Source organism: Streptomyces umbrinus (genome assembly GCF_030817415.1).
Classification (GTDB): domain Bacteria; phylum Actinomycetota; class Actinomycetes; order Streptomycetales; family Streptomycetaceae; genus Streptomyces; species Streptomyces umbrinus_A.
The window spans coordinates 3,564,285-3,583,920 of record NZ_JAUSZI010000002.1; the positions used below are offsets into that span (position 1 = coordinate 3,564,285).

16 protein-coding genes are annotated in these 19,636 nt (G+C 69.9%); 2 read left to right on the plus strand and 14 right to left on the minus strand.

Features of this window, described 5'->3' with window-relative positions; genetic code table 11:
* Nucleotides 1-8 precede the first annotated feature (8 nt).
* Nucleotides 9-1,061 (minus strand): ABC transporter substrate-binding protein, encoded by a 1,053-nt coding sequence (locus tag QF035_RS15640; protein WP_307520943.1) that lies wholly within the window; start codon nucleotides 1,059-1,061, stop codon nucleotides 9-11.
* Between the two features lie 229 nt (nucleotides 1,062-1,290).
* Nucleotides 1,291-1,833 (minus strand): hypothetical protein, encoded by a 543-nt coding sequence (locus QF035_RS15645; protein WP_307520945.1) that lies wholly within the window; start codon nucleotides 1,831-1,833, stop codon nucleotides 1,291-1,293.
* Between the two features lie 160 nt (nucleotides 1,834-1,993).
* On the opposite strand from QF035_RS15645, the gene QF035_RS15650 reads away from it, so the two are divergent.
* Nucleotides 1,994-2,686, plus strand: coding sequence for a response regulator (locus tag QF035_RS15650; RefSeq protein ID WP_307520946.1), 693 nt, complete (start codon nucleotides 1,994-1,996; stop codon nucleotides 2,684-2,686).
* Between the two features lie 75 nt (nucleotides 2,687-2,761).
* On the opposite strand, the gene QF035_RS15655 is transcribed toward QF035_RS15650, so the two are convergent.
* The 6 genes from QF035_RS15655 to QF035_RS15680 all read right to left on the minus strand — a co-directional run bounded on the left by QF035_RS15655 (nucleotide 2,762) and on the right by QF035_RS15680 (nucleotide 9,659).
* Complete coding sequence (locus QF035_RS15655; RefSeq protein ID WP_307520947.1) at nucleotides 2,762-4,354, minus strand: solute symporter family protein; 1,593 nt, start codon at nucleotides 4,352-4,354, stop codon at nucleotides 2,762-2,764.
* The gene (locus QF035_RS15660) at nucleotides 4,351-4,839 is read right to left on the minus strand and encodes a DUF485 domain-containing protein (RefSeq protein WP_307520948.1); all 489 of its coding nucleotides are present in this window, start codon (nucleotides 4,837-4,839) and stop codon (nucleotides 4,351-4,353) included. Before QF035_RS15660 ends, QF035_RS15655 begins: the two co-directional genes overlap by 4 nt.
* A gap of 104 nt (nucleotides 4,840-4,943) precedes the next feature.
* Nucleotides 4,944-5,633: a response regulator transcription factor gene (locus tag QF035_RS15665; RefSeq protein ID WP_307520950.1), complete on the minus strand. Its 690-nt coding sequence runs from the start codon at nucleotides 5,631-5,633 to the stop codon at nucleotides 4,944-4,946.
* Entirely contained in the window at nucleotides 5,630-6,781 is a 1,152-nt protein-coding gene (locus QF035_RS15670) for a sensor histidine kinase (protein WP_307520951.1), read from the minus strand. Before QF035_RS15670 ends, QF035_RS15665 begins: the two co-directional genes overlap by 4 nt.
* Nucleotides 6,778-7,302, minus strand: coding sequence for a DUF1453 domain-containing protein (locus QF035_RS15675; RefSeq protein WP_307520953.1), 525 nt, complete (start codon nucleotides 7,300-7,302; stop codon nucleotides 6,778-6,780). The genes QF035_RS15670 and QF035_RS15675 overlap by 4 nt, the downstream gene beginning before the upstream one ends.
* Nucleotides 7,303-7,535: 233 nt before the next feature.
* On the minus strand, nucleotides 7,536-9,659 hold the full coding sequence (locus QF035_RS15680; protein ID WP_307520954.1) for a DNA gyrase/topoisomerase IV subunit B: 2,124 nt from the start codon (nucleotides 9,657-9,659) through the stop codon (nucleotides 7,536-7,538).
* Nucleotides 9,660-10,099: 440 nt separating this feature from the next.
* Between QF035_RS15680 and QF035_RS15685 the strand changes: the two genes are divergently transcribed.
* A complete protein-coding gene (locus QF035_RS15685; protein ID WP_055513118.1) occupies nucleotides 10,100-10,330 on the plus strand; it encodes a DUF7455 domain-containing protein in 231 nt (76 codons plus the stop codon).
* Between the two features lie 136 nt (nucleotides 10,331-10,466).
* On the opposite strand, the gene QF035_RS15690 is transcribed toward QF035_RS15685, so the two are convergent.
* The 6 genes from QF035_RS15690 to QF035_RS15715 form a co-directional block, all read right to left on the minus strand.
* Nucleotides 10,467-11,282 carry a S1 family serine peptidase gene (locus QF035_RS15690; protein WP_307520956.1) on the minus strand — a complete coding sequence of 272 codons (816 nt, stop codon included), beginning with the start codon at nucleotides 11,280-11,282 and terminating at the stop codon, nucleotides 10,467-10,469.
* Between the two features lie 132 nt (nucleotides 11,283-11,414).
* A complete protein-coding gene (locus QF035_RS15695; protein WP_307520958.1) occupies nucleotides 11,415-12,953 on the minus strand; it encodes an RNA polymerase sigma factor in 1,539 nt (512 codons plus the stop codon).
* 406 nt (nucleotides 12,954-13,359) lie between these two features.
* Nucleotides 13,360-14,247, minus strand: coding sequence for a FadR/GntR family transcriptional regulator (locus tag QF035_RS15700; protein ID WP_206190929.1), 888 nt, complete (start codon nucleotides 14,245-14,247; stop codon nucleotides 13,360-13,362).
* A gap of 162 nt (nucleotides 14,248-14,409) precedes the next feature.
* Nucleotides 14,410-16,173 carry an ABC transporter ATP-binding protein gene (locus QF035_RS15705; RefSeq protein WP_307520960.1) on the minus strand — a complete coding sequence of 588 codons (1,764 nt, stop codon included), beginning with the start codon at nucleotides 16,171-16,173 and terminating at the stop codon, nucleotides 14,410-14,412.
* A gap of 256 nt (nucleotides 16,174-16,429) precedes the next feature.
* On the minus strand, nucleotides 16,430-17,188 hold the full coding sequence (locus tag QF035_RS15710; RefSeq protein ID WP_055617936.1) for an NUDIX hydrolase: 759 nt from the start codon (nucleotides 17,186-17,188) through the stop codon (nucleotides 16,430-16,432).
* Between the two features lie 128 nt (nucleotides 17,189-17,316).
* The gene (locus QF035_RS15715) at nucleotides 17,317-19,392 is read right to left on the minus strand and encodes a glycogen debranching N-terminal domain-containing protein (protein ID WP_307520961.1); all 2,076 of its coding nucleotides are present in this window, start codon (nucleotides 19,390-19,392) and stop codon (nucleotides 17,317-17,319) included.
* Nucleotides 19,393-19,636 lie beyond the last annotated feature (244 nt).

Below are 19,636 nucleotides of genomic sequence, written 5' to 3' on the forward strand. Positions count from 1 at the left end.
CTGGGGGTTCAGTCCACGACCTTGTCCACGAACTCCGTGGTGTACGTCTTGCTGAGGTCCACGTCGGCGTACTTGATGTCGGGGTTGAACGCCTTGAGGACCTTCTCGACGGTCTTGGGACCGTCCTCGGGCATCACACCGTCCTGGGTGAACATCGGCATGGTGCTCTGGATGGCGCTGGCGTAGAGCGTCCCGTTGCCCTTCGAGTAGTCGTCCGGCATCTCGTCGGCGATCTCGCTGGCGCTGTGCCCGGCCATCCACTTGAGGGTCTTCACGAAGGCGTTGGCCAGCTTCTGGACCGTCTCCTTGTTGTCGTTCACCCAGTCCGTCTGCATGTAGAGGCTGGACGACGGGTACGCGCCGCCGAGCGCCTCGTCGGAACCCTGCGGGGTGCGCATGTCGAGGAGCACCTTGCCGCTGTTCTCCGCCAGGATCGTGGCGACGGTCGGGTCGGTCGTCATCCCGCCGTCGATGGAACCCTTCTCGAGCGCGGAGATGAAGCTCTCTCCCGCGCCGACCGCGACGGTCTTGAACTCGCTGACGGCCACACCGTTCTTGACGGCGAGGTACTTGGTCAGGAAGTCGGTCGAGGAGCCGATGCCGGTGACGCCCAGCCTCTTGCCCTTGAAGTCCTCCGGCGAACTGATCTCGGTCGCCGCCTTGTCGGAGACGATCTGGACCTCACCGGGCGCGTGCGAGAACTGCACCACCGACTGGACTTCCTCGCCCTTGACCTGCAGATCGAGGGTGTGGTCGTAGAAGCCGACGGCTCCTTGCACCTTTCCGGAGACGAGCGCGGTCTCGGCCTCCACACCGGCGTGCTCGCCCAGCAGCTCCACCTCGAGGCCCTCGTCATCGAAGTAGCCGAGCCGCTGGGTGAGCATCGCGGGCAGGTAGATGACCTTGTCCAGGCCACCCACCATGATCTTGACTTTCTCCCCCTTGCCGCCCGCCTCGTCGGCTGCCGCCGATCCGGCCACGTCATTGGCGCAGGCGGTGAGCGAGGCGAGGACAAGCAGGCCGGCGGCTGCCAGCGACCCGTGTCTGAGGGTCTTGGGCATGTTCGTTCACGTCCTTGTGAAGAAGGCGGTGCGGGAAAACAGGTGCCTTGGAGTGGCCGGTGACGGGCGAACCGGCCGCCCCGCCGAGAGACCGGTGCCGAAGGAAAACCGGTGTCCTGTAGAGGGCTGTCTGCGAAAGGGGCCTCCTGGGGAGGCGCTCAACAGAACGGAGTCCAAGGAGGGACATTTGGGCCTGTGCGTGCCCTGAGAAGGGAGTTGGGCTCTCGGTCTACAACGGCGTCCACGGGGAGATACGGCGCTCGGCGAATGTGGGCGGCTCCTCCTGGAGCGTCACCCGGCGGCCGCTCGTTCCCAGAGACCGCGCGTCGGCCGCCGGGGGCAGCAGGCGGGGGACGGCGACAACGGCCCTGCTTCCGCGGACGGCTCGCGCGCGGGAGACCGTACGGGCCGTCTTGGTGCCCTCGGTTTTCACGGTGGCGGGACCCGCCGTCAACACGCCGCCTTCGTCCACGCAGGCGATGGACTCCTTGAGGGCGCGGGCGCCGAAGAGGACCGAGTCGCGCGTACCCTCCGACAGGTCGAGCGGTTCGTCCGGCACCACGGCTTCGCACTCCATAAGTTCTTCGAGACCGCTGACGAGGGTCGATGTGGTCGACCTGCCCCGGCCTGTGGGGGCCATGACGGCCGTGAACCCGCAGCCTCCCACGGTCGGATCGAGTCCGATGACGGCCGTGTGCAGTTCCCCCGGCGGGGCTGTGAAGACCTTGCGCACGCCTCGCAGTGCGACGGCGGGGCCGATGTCTGCGCTCATGCCCCGCGACCGTAGTGGTGGCCCGCACCACGGCATCAGTCTTGTGTGCGCAAGGCGTTCTTCTGATTACAGAAGGGTGTTGTGCTCTTTCTGCTCACTCCACAACACTGGGGCCGACAGCACGGGCTCACCGCTCGCCCGGCTCGGGGAGAGAGGCCCGATGATTGACGTCCTGGTCGTGGACGACGACTTCCGTGTCGCCGAAATCAACGCCAAGTTCGTGGGGAAGGTCCCCGGCTTCCGAGTGGCCGCCCGTGCGCACAGCGCCGCCCAGGCCCTGGACGCGGCGGGCCGGGAGCCCGTCGACCTGATCCTGCTCGACCACTATCTGCCCGACCGGACCGGTCTCGAACTGGTCCAGCAGATGCGGGAACTGGGCATGGGTGCCGACGTCATCATGATCACCGCGGCCGGCGACGTGGAGACCGTACGGGCCGCGATGCGTCTGGGCGCCCTGCACTACCTGGTCAAGCCGTTCACGTTCGCAGCGCTGCGAACGCGGCTCGAGTCGTACGCCGCAATGCGCCGCACCGTCGACAGAGTCAGTGACCAGGGCATGGCAGGACAGGAACAGGTCGACCGTATGTTCGGCGCCCTGCGTACGACGCCCGCCCCCTCCTCACCGGGCCTGCCCACCGGTCACTCGGAGCCGACCACGGACCTGATCTGTGCCGTCCTCCACCAGGCCGACCACCCCCTCTCGGCCCACGAGGTCGCCGCCGAAACGGGCCTCAGCCGCTCCACCGCCCAGCGCTACCTCCGCCACCTGGAACAGGCGGGCCGCCTCCGGCTCTCACTCAAGTACGGGGACACAGGGCGTCCGGAACACCGCTATGCGTGGGTCGCGCCTTGAGCCGGTGAGCCCTGCCGGACCGCCGTACGGGCCTCACAGGGAGGGTGTCCACCGGGACCGCCTCCCATCTGCCGGTCAGACCGCTCCTGCCCCCGTGAGCGCCCGTACCTCGGTTTCGGCGTGCTTGGCCTCGTCCGGAGGCTCCGCCGAGGTGACCGTGCCGAGCCAGCCCGCCAGGAAGCCGAGCGGGATCGACACCAGGCCGGGGTTCTCCAGCGGGAAATACTGGAGGTCGACTCCCGGGAACAGCGACGCGGGGCTGCCCGTCACCACTGGAGACAGCACGACGAGCACCAGGGCGGGCACCAGGCCGCCGTATACGGACCACACGGCGCCGCGCGTCGTGAAGTTCCGCCAGAACAGGGAGTACAGCAGCACCGGCAGGTTCGCCGACGCGGCGACGGCGAAGGCAAGCCCCACGAGGAAAGCCACATTGAGGTCGCGCGCGAGCAGGCCCAGCGCGATGGCGACGACGCCGATACCGACCGCGGCGGTCCGCGCCACAGCCACCTCACTGCGCGGCTTCGCACGCCGTCGTCGCAACGACGCGTACAGGTCGTGGGCCACGGACGCCGAGGAGGCGAGCGTGATTCCGGCGACCACCGCGAGGATCGTGGCGAAGGCGATCGCGGCGACGATCGCGAACAGAACCGTTCCTCCGGTGGAACCGGCGCCGCCGCCCAGATCGAGCGCCAGCAGCGGAACCGCCGTGTTCCCGGCCGCGTTCGACCCGCGTACGGCATCGGGGCCGACGATCGCCGCCGCCCCGAACCCCAGCACGATCGTCATCAGGTAGAACCCGCCGATCAGACCGATCGCCCAGACGACCGAGCGCCGCGCGGCTCGCGCGGTCGGCACGGTGTAGAAGCGCGACAGGATGTGCGGCAGCCCGGCCGTGCCCAGCACGAGCGCGAGTCCCAGGCTGATGAAGTCCAGGCGCGCGGTCCAGTCCCCGCCGTACCTCAGCCCCGGCGCGAGGAACGACTTCCCGTGCCCACTCCGATCCGCCGCCGTACGCAGCAACTGGTCGAAGTCCCCGTGGAACCGCACCAGGACGAGCACGGTCAGCGCGATCGCCCCGCCCATCAGCAGGACCGCCTTGACGATCTGGATCCACGTGGTGGCCCGCATCCCTCCCATCGACACATAGATGACCATCAGCGCCCCGACGCCGATGACCGTCCAGGCCTGCGCCGCCTCGCTCGTACCACCCAGCAGCAGCGCGACCAGACTGCCCGCACCCACCATCTGCGCCACCAGGTACAGAACGGACACGGTCACCGAAGAGGTACCCGCCGCGATCCGCACCGGTCGCTCGCTCATACGCGCCGCGACGACGTCCGCGAGCGTGAACCGCCCGCAGTTGCGCACCAGTTCGGCGACGAGGAACAGCACGACGAGCCAGGCGACGAGAAAGCCCACCGAGTACAGCAGCCCGTCATAGCCGAAGAGCGCGATCAGCCCTGAGATGCCGAGGAAGGACGCGGCGGACATGTAGTCGCCCGCGATGGCAAAACCATTCTCCATGGGCGAGAAGAGCCGTCCGCCCGCGTAGAACTCCTCCGCCGAACCATGCCGGTGGCGGCTCACCCAGGTCGTGATCCCCAGGGTGACCGCGACGAACACGCTGAACAGCAGCAGCGCCAGCGTCTGATGGTTCCCGGTCACCGGTCACCACCCGCGACGCTTCGCGTCAGCTCCTGTGTGTCCCAGCGCAGATCGAGTGCGGCCCGGTCTCTGCGCAGCCGGGCGTGCCGTGCGTACGCCCAGGTGAACAGGAACGTCGTGAGGAACTGCCCCAGCCCGGCGACCATCGCCACATTCACCGCGCCGGCGACGGGCTGCGCCATGAATTCCGGAGCCGTCGTCGCCGTCACCACATAGCCGACGTACCAGGTGAAGAAGACGGCGACGGCCGGGACCACGAACCTCCGGTACCGGCTGCGCACCTCCTGGAAGGCCGCGCTGCGCTGCACCTCCAGATAGACGTCGGCCGCACGGGCGGTCCGGTCCTCCTGCTCCCCGCGCGCGGGCGGCACGGCGGGAGCGGGCGCACCCGTACTGTCCAACTCGCCCCAGCCTGAGGCGAGCGCGTCGTACCAGGGGTCGTCGAACCGGACCTTTCCGGAGTCGGGACCGTCGTACTTCTCCACCGAACTCTCCTTGTCCGCTGCCCGTTTCGGCCGCGTGCCCAAGGATGGACAGATCGGGAAGATCCCACACTCTTCTCTCCACGCTCTTCACCCCATCAGGTGACTCACCCCCCTGGTGGCCGCACAAGTCCCTTCCCGAAGGCGTAACGGACCGCCTGCGCACGGTCCTTGAGCCCCGTCTTGGCGAACAGGTTGTTGATGTGGGTCTTCACGGTGGCCGTCGAGACATGGAGCTTGCGGGCGATCTCCTGGTTGGTCAGACCGTCGGCGATTAGCACGAGCACCTCCGTCTCCCGCGCGGTGAGCCGCCCGTCCGGCGTCTCGGCGCCCTCCGCGGGACCGGCAGGCTCCGGCTCGGACAGCCGCTCCAGCAGACGCCGTTGAATGCTCGGCGAGAGCCCGGCGTCCCCCGACAGCACGCTCCGCACGGCCCGTACGATCTCGTCGCCGCCCGCGTCCTTGGTGAGATAGCCCCGGGCCCCGGCCCTGAGCGCGGGAAACAGCGAGGCGTCGTCCGCGTACGTGGTGAGCACGACGACCTGCGTCCTGGGGTGTTCTGCCCGGATGCGTCTGGTCGCCTCCACTCCGTCACAGCGGGGCATGCGCAGGTCCATCAGCACGACGTCCGGGTCGAGCTCGGCCACCAGCCGCACAGCCTCGTGCCCGTCGGCGGCGGCCCCGACGACCTCGATCCCCGACAGCAGCCCGAGCAGCATCACGATGCCCTCGCGCACCACGGTCTGATCGTCCGCCACAACGACACGGGCCGGTGCCCTGCCTTCCTCCTCCGTCATACGGGCACCTTCAGCGTCACCATGAACCCCTCCTCGTACGGCCCGGCCTCCAGCGAGCCGCCCAGCAGCTCGGCCCGCTCCCGCATTCCGAGCAGACCGTATCCGGCGCCCGAGTGTGTGAATTCACCCGGCGGCGCTCCCGAATCCCTTACGTTCAACATCACTTCGTGCTCGCCGTAGGCCAGGCGTATGCGGATCTTGGCCCCTGGCGCGTGCTTCCGGACGTTCGTCAGTGCTTCCTGGGTGACCCTGCGCACCGCCTGCGACGCCTCGGCCGGCAACAGCCGCCGTTCACCCGTGACGGTGACATCGGCGCCGGCGGTGTCGGCGACCAGTTCGCTCAGGAACTCCTCCAGCGGCGACATCTCGCCGCGCAGCGCGGAGAGTGCCTGCCGGGTCTCGGCGAGGCCTTCACGGGCCATTCCCCGTGCCGCCACGACCCGATCGAGGATCTGGTCCCGCTCCGCTCCCCTCTCGATCAACAGCCGTGCCGCCTCCAGGTGCACGAGTTGCGCCGAGAGGCTGTGCGCCAGCACGTCGTGGATCTCCCGTGCGATCCGGGCCCGCTCCGCGAGCGCCGCCGACTCCGCCTCGGCCGCCCGTGCTGCCCGCTCCTGGACGAGAAGCCGCTGGGCGCTGCCCCGGGCCTCCGCGTCCAGCCGCAGCACGTATCCGGCCAGAGCAAGCCCCGCGGTCGTGGCCAGGGTGGTCAGCCAGGCGTCGTTGTTCAGTGCCGCGTACGTGCCGAGAGCCACGGCGCTTGCGGGCAGTGCCGCCACGAGCGGCAGCCGTTCCATGGCGCTGACGGCGCAGGCGCACCACACGACGAGGGCGGGAACCCGCAGCCCCGCGCCCTCTGCCACCGTCGCGATGGCGAAGAGCAGCACGAGCAATCCCAAGGAGGGAAGCAGGCGATGCTCGAGCGTGACCCTCCAGAAGCCCCAGAACCCGAGTCCGCCAACCAGGACTCCCAGAACAGCACCTGCGACACCCCAGCCGTGCAGGTCGCTGTCCATGAAGGTCGTCGCCAGGAGGATGCCGATGGCGAAGGTGCGCCCGGCCCCGGCGAGAGCACGCCGGGCCCTGTGCACTCCCATTCGGGAGAGCGCCTCGCGGGAGGGCCAGAGCATCCAGACGTTCTCCGTCATACACGCTCCTTCCGCGAGGGCTGGGGCATGCCGTCACCGTACGCCGCGCTCTGCCCGCTCGCCGGGGGCAGTGTCTGCGCTCGCCGGACCATGATCCCGGAGCGCACCAGCAGGGTCACCGCGAGGGCGAGGAGCAGGGCGGAGCTGTCCTGGCGCAGGCCGAGGACGGCTCCGAGACCGAACAGGCCCGCCCGCAGAGCTATCCCAATGGTCCAGACGAGGCCACTGGCCTTGCTGCTCCTGCTCCACACCGCGCCGTCCGGTGTCCTCCACATCCGCGTGGTCCACGCCCAGCCGACGCCGGTGGCCAGGCCTATGAGGAGTTCGGTGCCGAGCAGGAGGGCCGACAGCGTCCGGTGGTCGGAGTCGAGCAGACCCGGTTCGCGCAGGGCCAGGAAGACCAGGACCGCGGGCACGACCCACCAGCTCCTGTCCGTCGCTACCCGACGGGTGCGGAACTGGCGGGCGATCACCAGGACGACAACGGCGAGGATCACCAAGGCATCGACAAGTCCAGACATCGCGGCCTCCGTGTGCGGGGAAGGGCGGGTGCCGACAGCGGGGGCTGTCGACGCCTTCGACGCTACGGAAACGGGCAGGTCGGCAGATCGGAGCCAGGGTGGATCATGGGTGGATCCTGCAGGCACCCCGTCTCCACCCGCGGGTGGAGACGCCCTCACGGAGGTCTCCCGCCCGTCTCACCGCCCGACGCCCGACGGGACCTCTCTCGGTCCCGACGGGCTCACTCGACCGTCTAGGCGTCGATGCGCGAGCGGTCCAGCGTCGCCGCGGAGCTGGAGATGAACTCCTTGCGCGGGGCGACGTCGTTACCCATCAGCAGGTCGAACACCTGCTCAGAGGCCTCCAGGTCGGAGATGTTGATCCGGCGCAGCGTACGGAAGCGCGGGTCCATGGTCGTCTCGGCCAGCTGGTCGGCGTCCATCTCGCCGAGGCCCTTGTAGCGCTGGATCGAGTCCTTGTACCGCACGTTCTTGCGCTGGAGCTCCAGCACGGTCTCTCGCAGCTCCCGGTCCGAGTACGTGTAGATGTACTTGTCCTGGCCCTTCTTGGGCTGGCTGAGCTCGATGCGGTGCAGCGGCGGCACCGCCGCGAAGACCCGTCCCGCCTCCACCATCGGCCGCATGTAGCGCTGGAAGAGCGTCAGCAGCAGGATGCGGATGTGCGCGCCGTCGACATCGGCGTCGACGAGAAGAATGATCTTCCCGTAGCGCGCGGCGTCGATGTCGAAGGTCCGGCCCGACCCGGCTCCTATGACCTGGATGATCGCGCCGCATTCGGCGTTCTTCAGCATGTCCGTGACGGACGCCTTCTGGACGTTGAGGATCTTTCCGCGGATCGGCAGCAGCGCCTGGAACTCGGAGTTCCGGGCGAGCTTGGCGGTGCCGAGCGCGGAGTCTCCCTCGACGATGAACAGCTCGCTGCGGTCCACGTCGTCGCTGCGGCAGTCGGCGAGCTTGGCCGGCAGCGAGGAGGACTCCAGGGCCGTCTTCCTGCGCTGCGCGTCCTTGTGCTGACGGGCCGCGATGCGCGTACGGGCGGCGGAGACGGCTTTCTCCATGACGACCCGGGCCTGCGCGGCGGCATCCCGCTTCGTGGAGGTCAGGAAGTCCTTGAGCTCCTTGGAGACCACGTTCGTCACGATCCGGCGGGCCGCCGACGTGCCGAGGACCTCCTTCGTCTGGCCCTCGAACTGCGGTTCCGCGAGGCGGACCGTGACGACGGCCGTGAGGCCTTCCAGGGCGTCGTCCTTGACGATGTCGTCCTCGGCGACGCGCAGCAGCTTCTTGGTGCGCAGCACCTCGTTCATCGTCTTCGCGACGGCCTGCTCGAAGCCCGCGACGTGGGTGCCGCCCTTGGGCGTGGCGATGATGTTCACGAACGACTTCAGGGTCGTGTCGTAGCCCGTGCCCCAGCGCATCGCCACGTCGACACCCAGTTCACGGGTGACCTCGGTGGGCGTCATCTGCCCGTGGTCGTCCAGGACCGGGACCGTCTCCTTGAAGGTGCCCTGCCCGGAGAAGCGGAGGACGTCGCAGACGGGCTTGTCGCTGGCCAGGTACTCGCAGAACTCGCTGATGCCCCCATCGAAGCGGAAGGACTCCTCACCCTTGCTGCCGCCCTCGCCGAGCCCGAACTCGTCGCGGACGACGATGGTCAGGCCGGGCACCAGGAAAGCGGTCTGCCGGGCGCGCTGGTGCAGGTGCTCCAGGGAGAGCTTCGCGTCCTTGAGGAAGATCTGCCGGTCGGCCCAGTAGCGCACGCGCGTGCCGGTGCGGGTCTTGGGGATCCTCTTGAGCTTGCGCAGCCCGGCCGACGCGTTGAAGGCGGCGTCGGCCCCGTCCCCCTTGAACGCTCCAGGGGTGCCGCGGCGGAAGCTCACCTCGTGGGTGTGGCCTCCGCGGTCCACCTGGACGTCCAGGCGGGCCGAGAGCGCGTTCACCACGGAGGCGCCCACGCCGTGCAGGCCGCCGGAGGCCGCGTACGAGCCGCCGCCGAACTTGCCTCCGGCGTGCAGCTTGGTCATCACGACCTCGACGCCGGACATGCCGGTCTTGGGCTCGACGTCGACCGGGATGCCCCGGCCGTTGTCGCGCACCTCGACCGAGCCGTCGTCGTGAAGGGTCACGTCGATGTGGTCGCAGTAGCCTCCGAGGGCCTCGTCCACGGAGTTGTCGATGATCTCCCACAGGCAGTGCATCAGACCGCGGCTGTCGGTCGACCCGATGTACATGCCCGGGCGCTTCCGCACGGCCTCGAGTCCCTCGAGGACGAGCAGGTGCCGCGCGGTGTAGTTGGAACCGTCCCGGTCTGCTCCGGTCAGCAGCGCTGTGGACGGCACGGACGTCTCGGCGGTCACGCGGTTCGCTCCTCGCTGAATTTCAGGTGTGGCCCTTTTGGGTAAGGGCCCGGCTTCGGTCGCCGCTCCGAGGGTACCGAGGCCTGGTAGAGCCGTTGTAACGCCACCCTCGTCCGAAACTCAGACTAGACCAGCATCGCATACTTGTTCGATCCCTCGTTGGAGTGAAGTACATATCACGTTCCCTTCCAGGCATGAACCATTTAGGCTCCGGGCACGTCCTCAAGAACAACCGGCAAGCCAGCCGGGAGGACTGAACCTGACAGAGCGCGAACCCGTAAGACACGAAGACACGCAATACGGCTCATTCGCCGCCAACCGGCAGCAGACAGCCGACTCGGAAAGATTTTTTTCGAGGAAGAGCCACGAGCGGGAACGTTTTCGGCCTGGTTGGATGTTGACCCTGGTACGACAGCTCGTCGAGCTAGAGAAGAGGCGACGTGACTACTGTTCTGACCCCCGCGAGCCCGCTGACGGCCGCTGACCGCTGCGACCGTTGCGGCGCCCAGGCATATCTGCGCGTCGTCCTCCTCAGCGGTGGTGAGCTGCTCTTCTGTGCCCACCATGGGCGCAAGTTCGAGCCGGAACTCAAGAAGATCGCCGCTGAGATACAGGACGAGACGGAGCGGTTGACTGCCGCCCCGGCAAGCGCCAACGACGAAGAGCACTGACACTTCGCGCAGACGACGAGCCATCTCCGGCACAGGCCGGTGACCGGGCGGTCGCCCCTACCCAGGGGTGGCCGCCCGCGCTCGTGCTCCCTGAGGCCGTGGACGGCTCACGCCTCCCAGGGCCGCAGAAGGGCCTTCAGCGGCCCTCTCCGAGGGTCCTGACGACCTCCGAGACCCGTGTGTAGACACCGGGGCTGCCGGCCCGCCCGCAGCCGCTCCCCCACGACACGAGGCCGATCAGCCGCCCCTGGGCGACCAGCGGCCCGCCGCTGTCCCCCTGACAGGCGTCCCTGCCGCCCTCCCTTTCCCCCGCACACAGCATGGAAGCGGCCACGTACGTTCCGTCCGCGCTCCCCGGATACGCCTTCTCGCAGAGCGCGTCGGGCAGCACCTGCACGCGCGCGGCCCGCAGAGCGGTCGCGTAGTCGCCGCTCCCCGTGGTGTCGCCCCAGCCGTAGACCACGGCCCCGGGGCCGGGCTTGTACGCGGCGTCACCGGCGCCCGCCATGGGGATGACCGCGCTCTCGGCGAGGGGCTCCGCGAGAGTGAGTACGGCGAAGTCTCCGGCGTTCGTGTAGCTGTCGTAGCGCGGGTTGATCCAGGTGTCGCGTACAGCGATCTCCCTGCCCTCGGCCGACAGCAGATCCCCGCGGCCCGCGATCACCTTCAGATCGCGAACCTGCCGTGAAGGTGCGCCCAGCACCTCCTTGCTCAGACAGTGGGCCGCGGTCAGCACTGTCGAGCGGCCTATCACCACACCCCCGCAGAACTGTCCGGCACGCGTACCCCCGAACCGGTCACGGCTGGACACGGCGACCGTCCAGGGGCTCTCGGAGATCTCGACCGGGTAGCCGCCGATGATGACATCGGCCGTCGCGGGGGCCGGACAGGCCAACGGTATGACGGCCGCCGTGGCCGCGACGGCCAGCGCTCGGGCAAAGGGACGAGGCATGCGCGCTCCTCACTCTGGGGTTGTCATGAGACACCCAGCGTGATCCAGATGGCGGCACTCCGCACTCCGCACAGACCGAGGGCCCGGCTCCCTGAGCGGGAAACCGGGCCCTCGACGACGTACGGCCGAGACCTAGTCGAGGTAGTCGCGCAGCACCTGCGAGCGCGACGGGTGACGCAGCTTCGACATCGTCTTGGACTCGATCTGGCGGATGCGCTCGCGCGTCACGCCGTACACCTTGCCGATCTCGTCGAGGGTCTTCGGCTGACCGTCGGTGAGACCGAAGCGCATCGAGACGACGCCCGCCTCACGCTCGGACAGGGTGTCCAGGACCGAGTGCAGCTGCTCCTGGAGGAGAGTGAAGCTGACCGCGTCGGCCGGGACGACAGCCTCGGAGTCCTCGATGAGGTCACCGAACTCGCTGTCACCGTCCTCACCCAGGGGGGTGTGGAGGGAGATCGGCTCGCGGCCGTACTTCTGGACCTCGATGACCTTCTCCGGGGTCATGTCGAGTTCCTTGGCCAGCTCCTCCGGGGTGGGCTCGCGGCCCAGGTCCTGGAGCATCTGGCGCTGCACACGCGCGAGCTTGTTGATGACCTCGACCATGTGCACCGGGATACGGATGGTGCGGGCCTGGTCGGCCATGGCGCGGGTGATCGCCTGACGGATCCACCACGTGGCATACGTCGAGAACTTGTAGCCCTTGGTGTAGTCAAACTTTTCCACCGCGCGGATCAGACCGAGGTTGCCCTCCTGGATGAGGTCCAGGAAGAGCATGCCGCGGCCGGTGTAACGCTTGGCCAGGGAGACCACCAGACGGAGGTTGGCCTCCAGGAGGTGGTTCTTGGCGCGGCGGCCGTCCTCGGCGATGATCTCCAGCTCGCGCTTGAGCTTCGGGGCGAGCTTGTCAGCGTTGGCCAGCTTGTCCTCGGCGAACAGACCGGCCTCGATGCGCTTGGCGAGCTCGACCTCCTGCTCGGCATTGAGCAGCGGAACCTTGCCGATCTGCTTGAGGTAGTCCTTGACGGGGTCGGCCGTGGCACCGGCCGCGGCGACCTGCTGCGCGGGCGCGTCGTCCTCGTCCTCGTCGGACAGGACGAAGCCCTGGGCGCCGTCCTCGGCGGGCTCGTCGCCGGACTTGGCCGCGCCCGGGGTCTCCTCGGCCGCCTCGTCGTCGACGACCTCGGCGTCGTCCTTCTTGGCGGTGGTCTTCTTCGCCGTCGCCTTCTTCGCGACGGTCTTCTTCGCTACGGCCTTCTTGGCCGTCGCCTTCTTGGCAGCGACCTTCTTCTCGGCTGCGTCCTCGGCGGGAGCGTCTGCGGCAGGCATCGCCGGGGCGGCGGTGGCGGTGGCCTTCTTGGCCGTCGCCGTCTTCGCCGCGACGGTCTTGGTGGCGGTGCGCTTGGCCGGACTCTTCGCTGCGACGCTCTTTCGGGTGCGCTTGGGCTCCGCGGCACTGACCATCAGCGTCACACCCTCTTCCTCGAGGATCTGGTTGAGGCTGCGCAGTACGTTCTTCCACTGAGTGGCCGGAATCTGGTCAGCTTCGAAGGCCCGACGCACGTCATCGCCGGCGATCTGCCCCTCAGCCTTTCCCCGCTCGATGAGCGCCATGACAGAGACGGACTCGGCGATCTCCGGCGGGAGCGTACGGGATGTGCTGGCCGACACGAACAACCTCTCGGAACGTTGGAAAACGGCTTCCGGCCCCGTCCGGTACGGACAGGAGCCGACGACCGCCGACTTGGGGATGGGCCGACGGCGCGGGCGAGGGCCGGGAAGAGTCACAGCGCCTTGAACGGCGTCTGTATTCCCTACTCGGCTGTCACCTCTTAGGTCATCGCGCTGCCCCGTGGAGCGTTACGCCCAATCTGCGTGGCCCGAGTCACACCCCGTAAGCGCTCAAAAGCTCCCAGATGCGGTCATAGGTGATCAGCCGGTGACCTCAGTACCCCATCACACCGCCGGACCCCGCCGGATTCCAGAAGCATCCAGGGGGTCCGGCGGCAGATGGTTCGCCGGCCAAGCGATGCCGCACGGGGCACCCGCCACCGACCGCGCCGCCCTCGGTGCGCGGTCAGTGCTCGCGCGGCGCGGGCACGACGCGCTCCACCTCGGGGTGGACGGTGAGCAGTTGGCGCATGGCCGTCTCGGCGCCCGATCCGTCGCCGGCGGCGAGGGCGTCGACGATGCGGGCGTGGTGTCCGAGGGACGCCTCGGTCGGCCGGTCGCAGCCCGTGACCGGGTTGCCGGACACCTGGAGCGCGGCGGACACGATCCCGGAGAGATGCTCCAGCATGCGGTTGCCGGAGACCTGGATGAGCAGGGAGTGGAACTCCGCGTCGGCGCGCGAGAAGGTGAGCGCGTCACCCTGCGCCATGGAATGGCCCATGATCTCGACCATGTCGGCGAGCCGCTGCTGCACCTCCTCCCGGCCGTGTCCGGCGGCGAGGCGGGCGGCGAGCGGTTCGATCGTCCAGCGCAGCTCGCTCAGCTCGCGGCGCTGGTCGTCGCGCTGCGGCCCGAAGGCCCGCCACTCGATGATGTCCGGGTCAAGGAGGTTCCAGTCACTGACCGGGCGTACGCGCGTGCCGACATTGGGGCGGGCGCTGACCAGGCCCTTCGCCTCGAGAACACGGAGCGACTCACGGACGACGGTACGGGAGACCTCGAATCGCTGGCCGATCTCCTCGGGCACCAGCGGGCGGTCCGCGCCCAGGTCGCCCGAGACGATCATCTGCCCCAGCTGCTGGACCAGTTGGCCATGCAGGCCGCGGCCGCGGCTGCCGGCGGCACGTCGGCCCATGCGGCCCAGCTCTGGGTCCGTGCTGTCCCACACGGAGGCGCTGACGCGGTCTGCACCGGGGACCTCCCCGTAGGGGTAGCGGTCGAGTTCGCCCGGGCCGGCGAGGCCGGAGTCTGCGGAACGGGCGGCGGTCATCATGGTGTGCGCAAGGGTACTCACGGATCCTTTGTCGGCTCCGTCTCCAACTCCCTTGAGGTCTTTGGTGAAAAGCACACGAAAGGGTGATCGCTCACCCCGTCGCAATTGACGCCTTATCGGAAAGAAATGGGCGTTCTGCGCGGAGTTGCGCACACGAAGGGAACGCATGTGCACGGGCCGTCGTCATCGGACCCTGCTCCGTAGAGTGGTGAGTAGGTATGCGCAGAGCAGGGCGCTGATCGACAACATCAGTGCGCCGCCGACGGGTTGGGCGATCACTCGCGCCACAGCAGCCACATAGCGCTCGCCTCCGAACGGCCACTGCACCAGCACGAGCTCGCGCAGCCGGGTCGAGAAGCCGGCGGCGGTCCGTACGGACGGTCCCTCCAAGACCTTCTGTACGAGCGGCACGACGAGGACCGGTACGGCCAGTACCGCCGCGAGTCCGGCGGTCGTCGACCGGAAGATCCCAGCTGCCAGGACGCCCGCCCAGGCGCAGCCCACCACGAGACCGATCCAACTCACGCTCAGCGAAAGCCAGTCCTCGGGAACTCCGGTGAGCTCCCGTCCGTAGACGAGGTAGAGCAGTTCGGCGTCCACGCCCACCGCGAGGAGGGCCAGCAGCAGCGCGGTGGCGGCGGCGACGAGGAGTTTGGCGGCGAGCAGTCCCAGGCGGCGGGGGACGTTCCCGCGATCGGCGGCCAGGGCGGGATGACGGAACTCGTCGCCGAAGGCGATGGCACCGAGCAGCCCCGCGCCGAGCGCTGCGGGCGGAAGAGGAAACTCCCTCGGCCACGCGGCGAGGAGACGCGCCTGCGGGGTGTGGCCCGCTCTGGCCAGGAGCACGGAGATCAGGGCGGAGGCGACGAGCACGGCGACCGCGGTGAGGTAGCCGGTGGCGACCCCTGCCGCCCGGCGCAGCTCGTAGCGCAGCGGCCGCAAGGGGCTGGTTCCCGGCCTGGCGGTGATGGGGGGCGGCAGGGGCGACAGTTCGTTCGCACCCTCCGCGTCCGCGGTACGCGCGGGCCGCTCCGCCTCCGGGGAGTCACTCGCCGGGTGCCGCGCGGGGACGGGCCCCATGTCGCCGACTTCGTCCGCGAGTTGGTGTACGAGGATGCTGTGGCGGTAAGCGGTTTCGCCGATGTCGGCGCACGTGCTGCCGTACACGGAGAGGCGGTTGCCGTCCTCCCGTACGACCTCCACGGAGCGTCGGGCGGTGCGGGCCTCCTTGGTGAGCAGGGCGCCGAGCCGGGCGGCGTGCGGGCTGCGGACGGCTACACGGGGCCTGAGGCGGGTGCGGGCGAAGTCGATGACGTCCTGATCGGCGACGAGCCTGCCCTCCTCCAGCGTGACGACACGGTCGGCGGTCCGTGCGGCCTCCTTCGGGTCGCCCGTGGCGAACAGCACAGTGCCGCCCCCGGCGGCGTGGGCTCGCAGAATCCCGTGCAGCCAGCGGCCCTCGCGGGCGGAGAGCCCGTCGGCGGCGTCGTCGAGCACGAGCGTGTGCGGGTCGGACAGCAGCGCGCAGGCCAGACCCAGGCGACGGTCCATGCCGCGCGAGAGCGTGCTCAGACGCTGGTCGCGCAGGCTGACCAGGCCCACCACTTCGAGGACGTCGTCGGCGCGCCGGGCCGGCACGCCTGTCGCGGCGCACAGCATGCGGAGTTGGCCGCGGACCGTGCGCGCCGGGTGGCCGGGGACCTCTCCGAGGAGCACGCCGACCTCGCGCGACGGATGGGCGATGCGATGCAGCGGGCGGCCTCTGAAGTAGGTGATTCCGCGGCCCTGTTGCAGTTCGAGCATGAGCCTGAGCGCCGTCGTCTTGCCCGCGCCCGGGGCTCCGAGGAGCGCTGTGACGCGGCCCGCGGGCACCTCGAAGGAGACGTCGTCGACGGCAGGGGGAAGCTCCTTGCGGGCGTTGCTGGTCAGTCCGATGGCCTGGATCACCCGAAGCAAGATAGCGCGATATATACGGTTTTCCGGGCATCCTGGGCGCGCTGAACGGCATGCCCCGTGCCTGTCCGACCACTTGGCCTGACGGCGAATCCCGGGGTGGCTGCCTCAAGTCTCGGCACAGATCCCCGCACAGGTCTCGGGGCGGGCCTCGTCTCGGCCCGGATGCCGAGGCCGCACCCCGTCGGCCCGGATGCCGAGGCCGCACCCCGTCCGGCACGGTTCCGTCTGGCACCGCTCCAGGAGGGCGTCAGACCTCGGGACGGAGCATCGGCGGGTTGAGCAGCGTGGCGCCGCCCGCGCGGAACAGCTGTGCAGGGCGGCCGCCCTGGCGGGTCGTCGTACCGCCCGTGGGGACGAGGAATCCCGGCGTGCCGGTCACCTTGCGGTGGAAGTTGCGGGGGTCGAGCGCCACGCCCCACACCGCCTCGTACACCCGGCGCAGTTCACCGACCGTGAACTCCGTCGGGCAGAAGGCAGTCGCCAGCGACGAGTACTCAATCTTCGAGCGGGCACGCTCCACGCCATCCGACACGATCTGCGCGTGGTCGAAGGCCAGCGGTGCGGCCTGTTCGCCGTCGCGGCCGTAGCCACCCCGCTGAAGCAGTTCCTCGACGGGGGCCCAGCGGGCGCTGTTGGCGTCTCCGCCCGCCCTGGGCGCGGGCAGATCGGGGGCGAGCGCGAGATGGGCGACGCTGACGACCCTCATCCGCGGGTCGCGCTTCGGGTCGCCGTAGGTCGCGAGCTGCTCCAGGTGCGCGCCGTTGGCCTGGGCGGGGGCGGCCGGGTCATGGGCGCACAGCCCGGTCTCCTCGCCCAGTTCCCGCGCCGCCGCCTGCGCCAGGTCCTCGTCCGGCCGTACGAAGCCGCCGGGCAGCGCCCACCGCCCCTGAAAGGGCGGCTCGCCCCTCCGTACCGCCAGCGCGCACAGGGCATGGCGACGCACGGTCAGCACGACCAGGTCAACGGTGACGGCAAACGGCGGGAAGGCTGACGGGTCGTAGGGCATGCCGAGATCATAGTCGTCTGCCTGACGATAAACACTCCCTTCGTCGGTCGCTTCAGTGGCTCATCCACTGCTCTCCGGTACGGGCGCCGGGGACACCGCCGCCCAATCCCGCGTCGGCTTCCGCCCGCTCACACTCCGAGCTGGAGCCCGTCGGCAGCCTCCTCGACCATGGCCAGGCCGAGCCTGCTGACCCGTACGGAGAAGGGGGCGCCCGCGACACGCAGGCCGGTCAGCCCGATCTCGCCCAGGGGCGCGCCACGGATCGGCCGCAGCGTCACGGTTCCGGCAGGGGCGTCCGGACGGATTCCGGCGAGGGTGGTGAGCAGAAGGATCCCGGCGGCCGCGGCCGTGGCCGCAGGCCGACAGGCTGCCGGATGTGGGAGCGGGGCGCCGCCTTGCGTGCGCTGCTCCCCCGCGTACATCTCCGGCAACCGGTGCCCGAAGGCCTCTGCCGCCGACAGGACGCCCCGCAGCAGTGAGCTCGCCTCCTTTTCGTAGCCCGCGGCGGCCAGTCCCGCGACGGCGACAGCCGTCTCGTGGACCCGCACGGCCCCGCCTCGATGCCCGAACGGGTTGTACGCCGCCTCCTTCGCGCCGAGGCTGCGCAGTCCCCAGCCCGAGTCCATGGCGGGCCCGCCGAGCAGCCGCGCCAGCTGTTCCGTCTGCACCTTGTCGAGCAGCCCCTGGGCCGGGGCGCCCACGCCGAGCAGCCCGGTGTCCAGGAGGTGCACGCCGGCCGCGCCGAGGTGCGGCACGATCCGCCCGTCCGGCAGGCGGGCCGCGGCCGGCCTGCCGCCTCCCCTGTCCTCGATCCAGAAGTCCTCCTGGAACGCGGCCCGCATCCCGCGAGCCCACCCGCGCAGCTCGGGGCCGCCTCCCCTGCCGTACGCGTCGAGGAGATCGGCGCCCAGCAGCGCGGCCCGGTGGGCGTGCGCCTGGGTCTCGCAGCGCCACGGTCCACCGGGGTGCGGGGCGGACAGATACGTACCGTTGCCGACCGCCGTCCGCAGCCACTGCAGGCAGCGCTCGGCCACAGGGAGCAGTTCCTCGGTCTCCTGTTCGGGGAGCCCCCAGCGCCTGGCCTCCGCGAGAACGACGGGGAACAGCAGGGTCGCCTCTTCGCCCGTGCAGCTCGGTGGCAGATGCGTACCGGCGTGCCGACGTGGCCCGGGGAGCAGTCCGGATCGCGGCCCCGCGCCCACCAGTTGGGTGCGTGCGAGGGTGCGCAGGGTGCCCTCGGCGAGCCGGGTGCCCAACGGCAGGGTCATACGCGCCGCCGCCAGCGCGTCGGCCGGTGCCATGCCGCAGCGCCAGGGCGCGCCGGCCGCGAGGTGGCTGTCGGACGGATGCACCGGGTCACGCAGCAGCAGGGCCTGGAGGTCCTCGATGCTCGTGCGCAGGAGTGCCTCGACCCTCGGGTCGTCGCTCACGGCCCGTGCCTGGGCAAACAGGCTCGTGGCCGCGCGCGCGACGGCCCGGATGGGACCCGCACCGGTCGGCCGTACCCTCAGCTCCACGCTTCGGGTGTCCCCGGGCGGCAGTTCGAGTTCCCATCGGAGAAGCCCCGCGGAGGCCAGCGCGTCCGAGGGCGGCGGATTGGCCGTGACGACGGAGTGCCCGGTGGCACAGGACCACCGCATGCCCGAGTCGTGAACGCTGGCAGGCAGGTCGGGACCGGCCCGCCCGGAGGCGACCGCGCCCAGTTCCGCCAGGTCCGTGCCGAGCGACACCTCGACGGGCAGGCGCAGATGGCGGTGGGCCGCGCTGCGCAGGGTGATCCGCTCCGTGCCGTCCGCGTATCGCGTCCGTTCGACAATGACATCCGGGTCGGGGCCGCCGTCGGCGGACAGGCTCAGCGTCGCCACGAAACGGGCCTGGTCGGCCGCGATCATCCGGGCCTGGATCGCGAGGGGCTCCCGCCCCGCGACGCGCAGTCGGCATCGGGAGAGCATGCGTCGGCCACCGCGGTAGAAGCCCTCCAGCCCCTGTCCGGTCAGCTGGCCGTGCTCCGTGGAGATCGCGAGCCCGGGCAACGCGACGCAGATCAGCGTGTTGTGCGCGGGAGGCAGATTCGCCGTCGCGTGCGGCAGGGACAGGGGTGCCCTCGGAGTTGTGGCACCTCCGGGGGTTATGGGGAGCTGTGCGGGCCTGCGGAGCAGAGGGTGATTGTCGTGCTGAGTGGAGGACTGGGTGGGCAGGGGCATGGGGCGGCTTCTTCTGTGCTCCGTGCGCTGAGTGCGCACTCAGCTGCGTGTGGGGGGCTCCGGAAGGGCGGGTTCGATGCGATGGCACGGCCCGGCCGCGGGCTGCGCCACTCAGGTGAACGGAACGGGCCTGTCCCGGGTCACGCCCCGGTTCACGGAAGCCGACCGATTGGCGGTGAGCGGGGGGCTCCGGAGTGCGGTCGCGGGTGCTTCCCGGAGCGGGGGGACGTGCGGGGGCTGACTT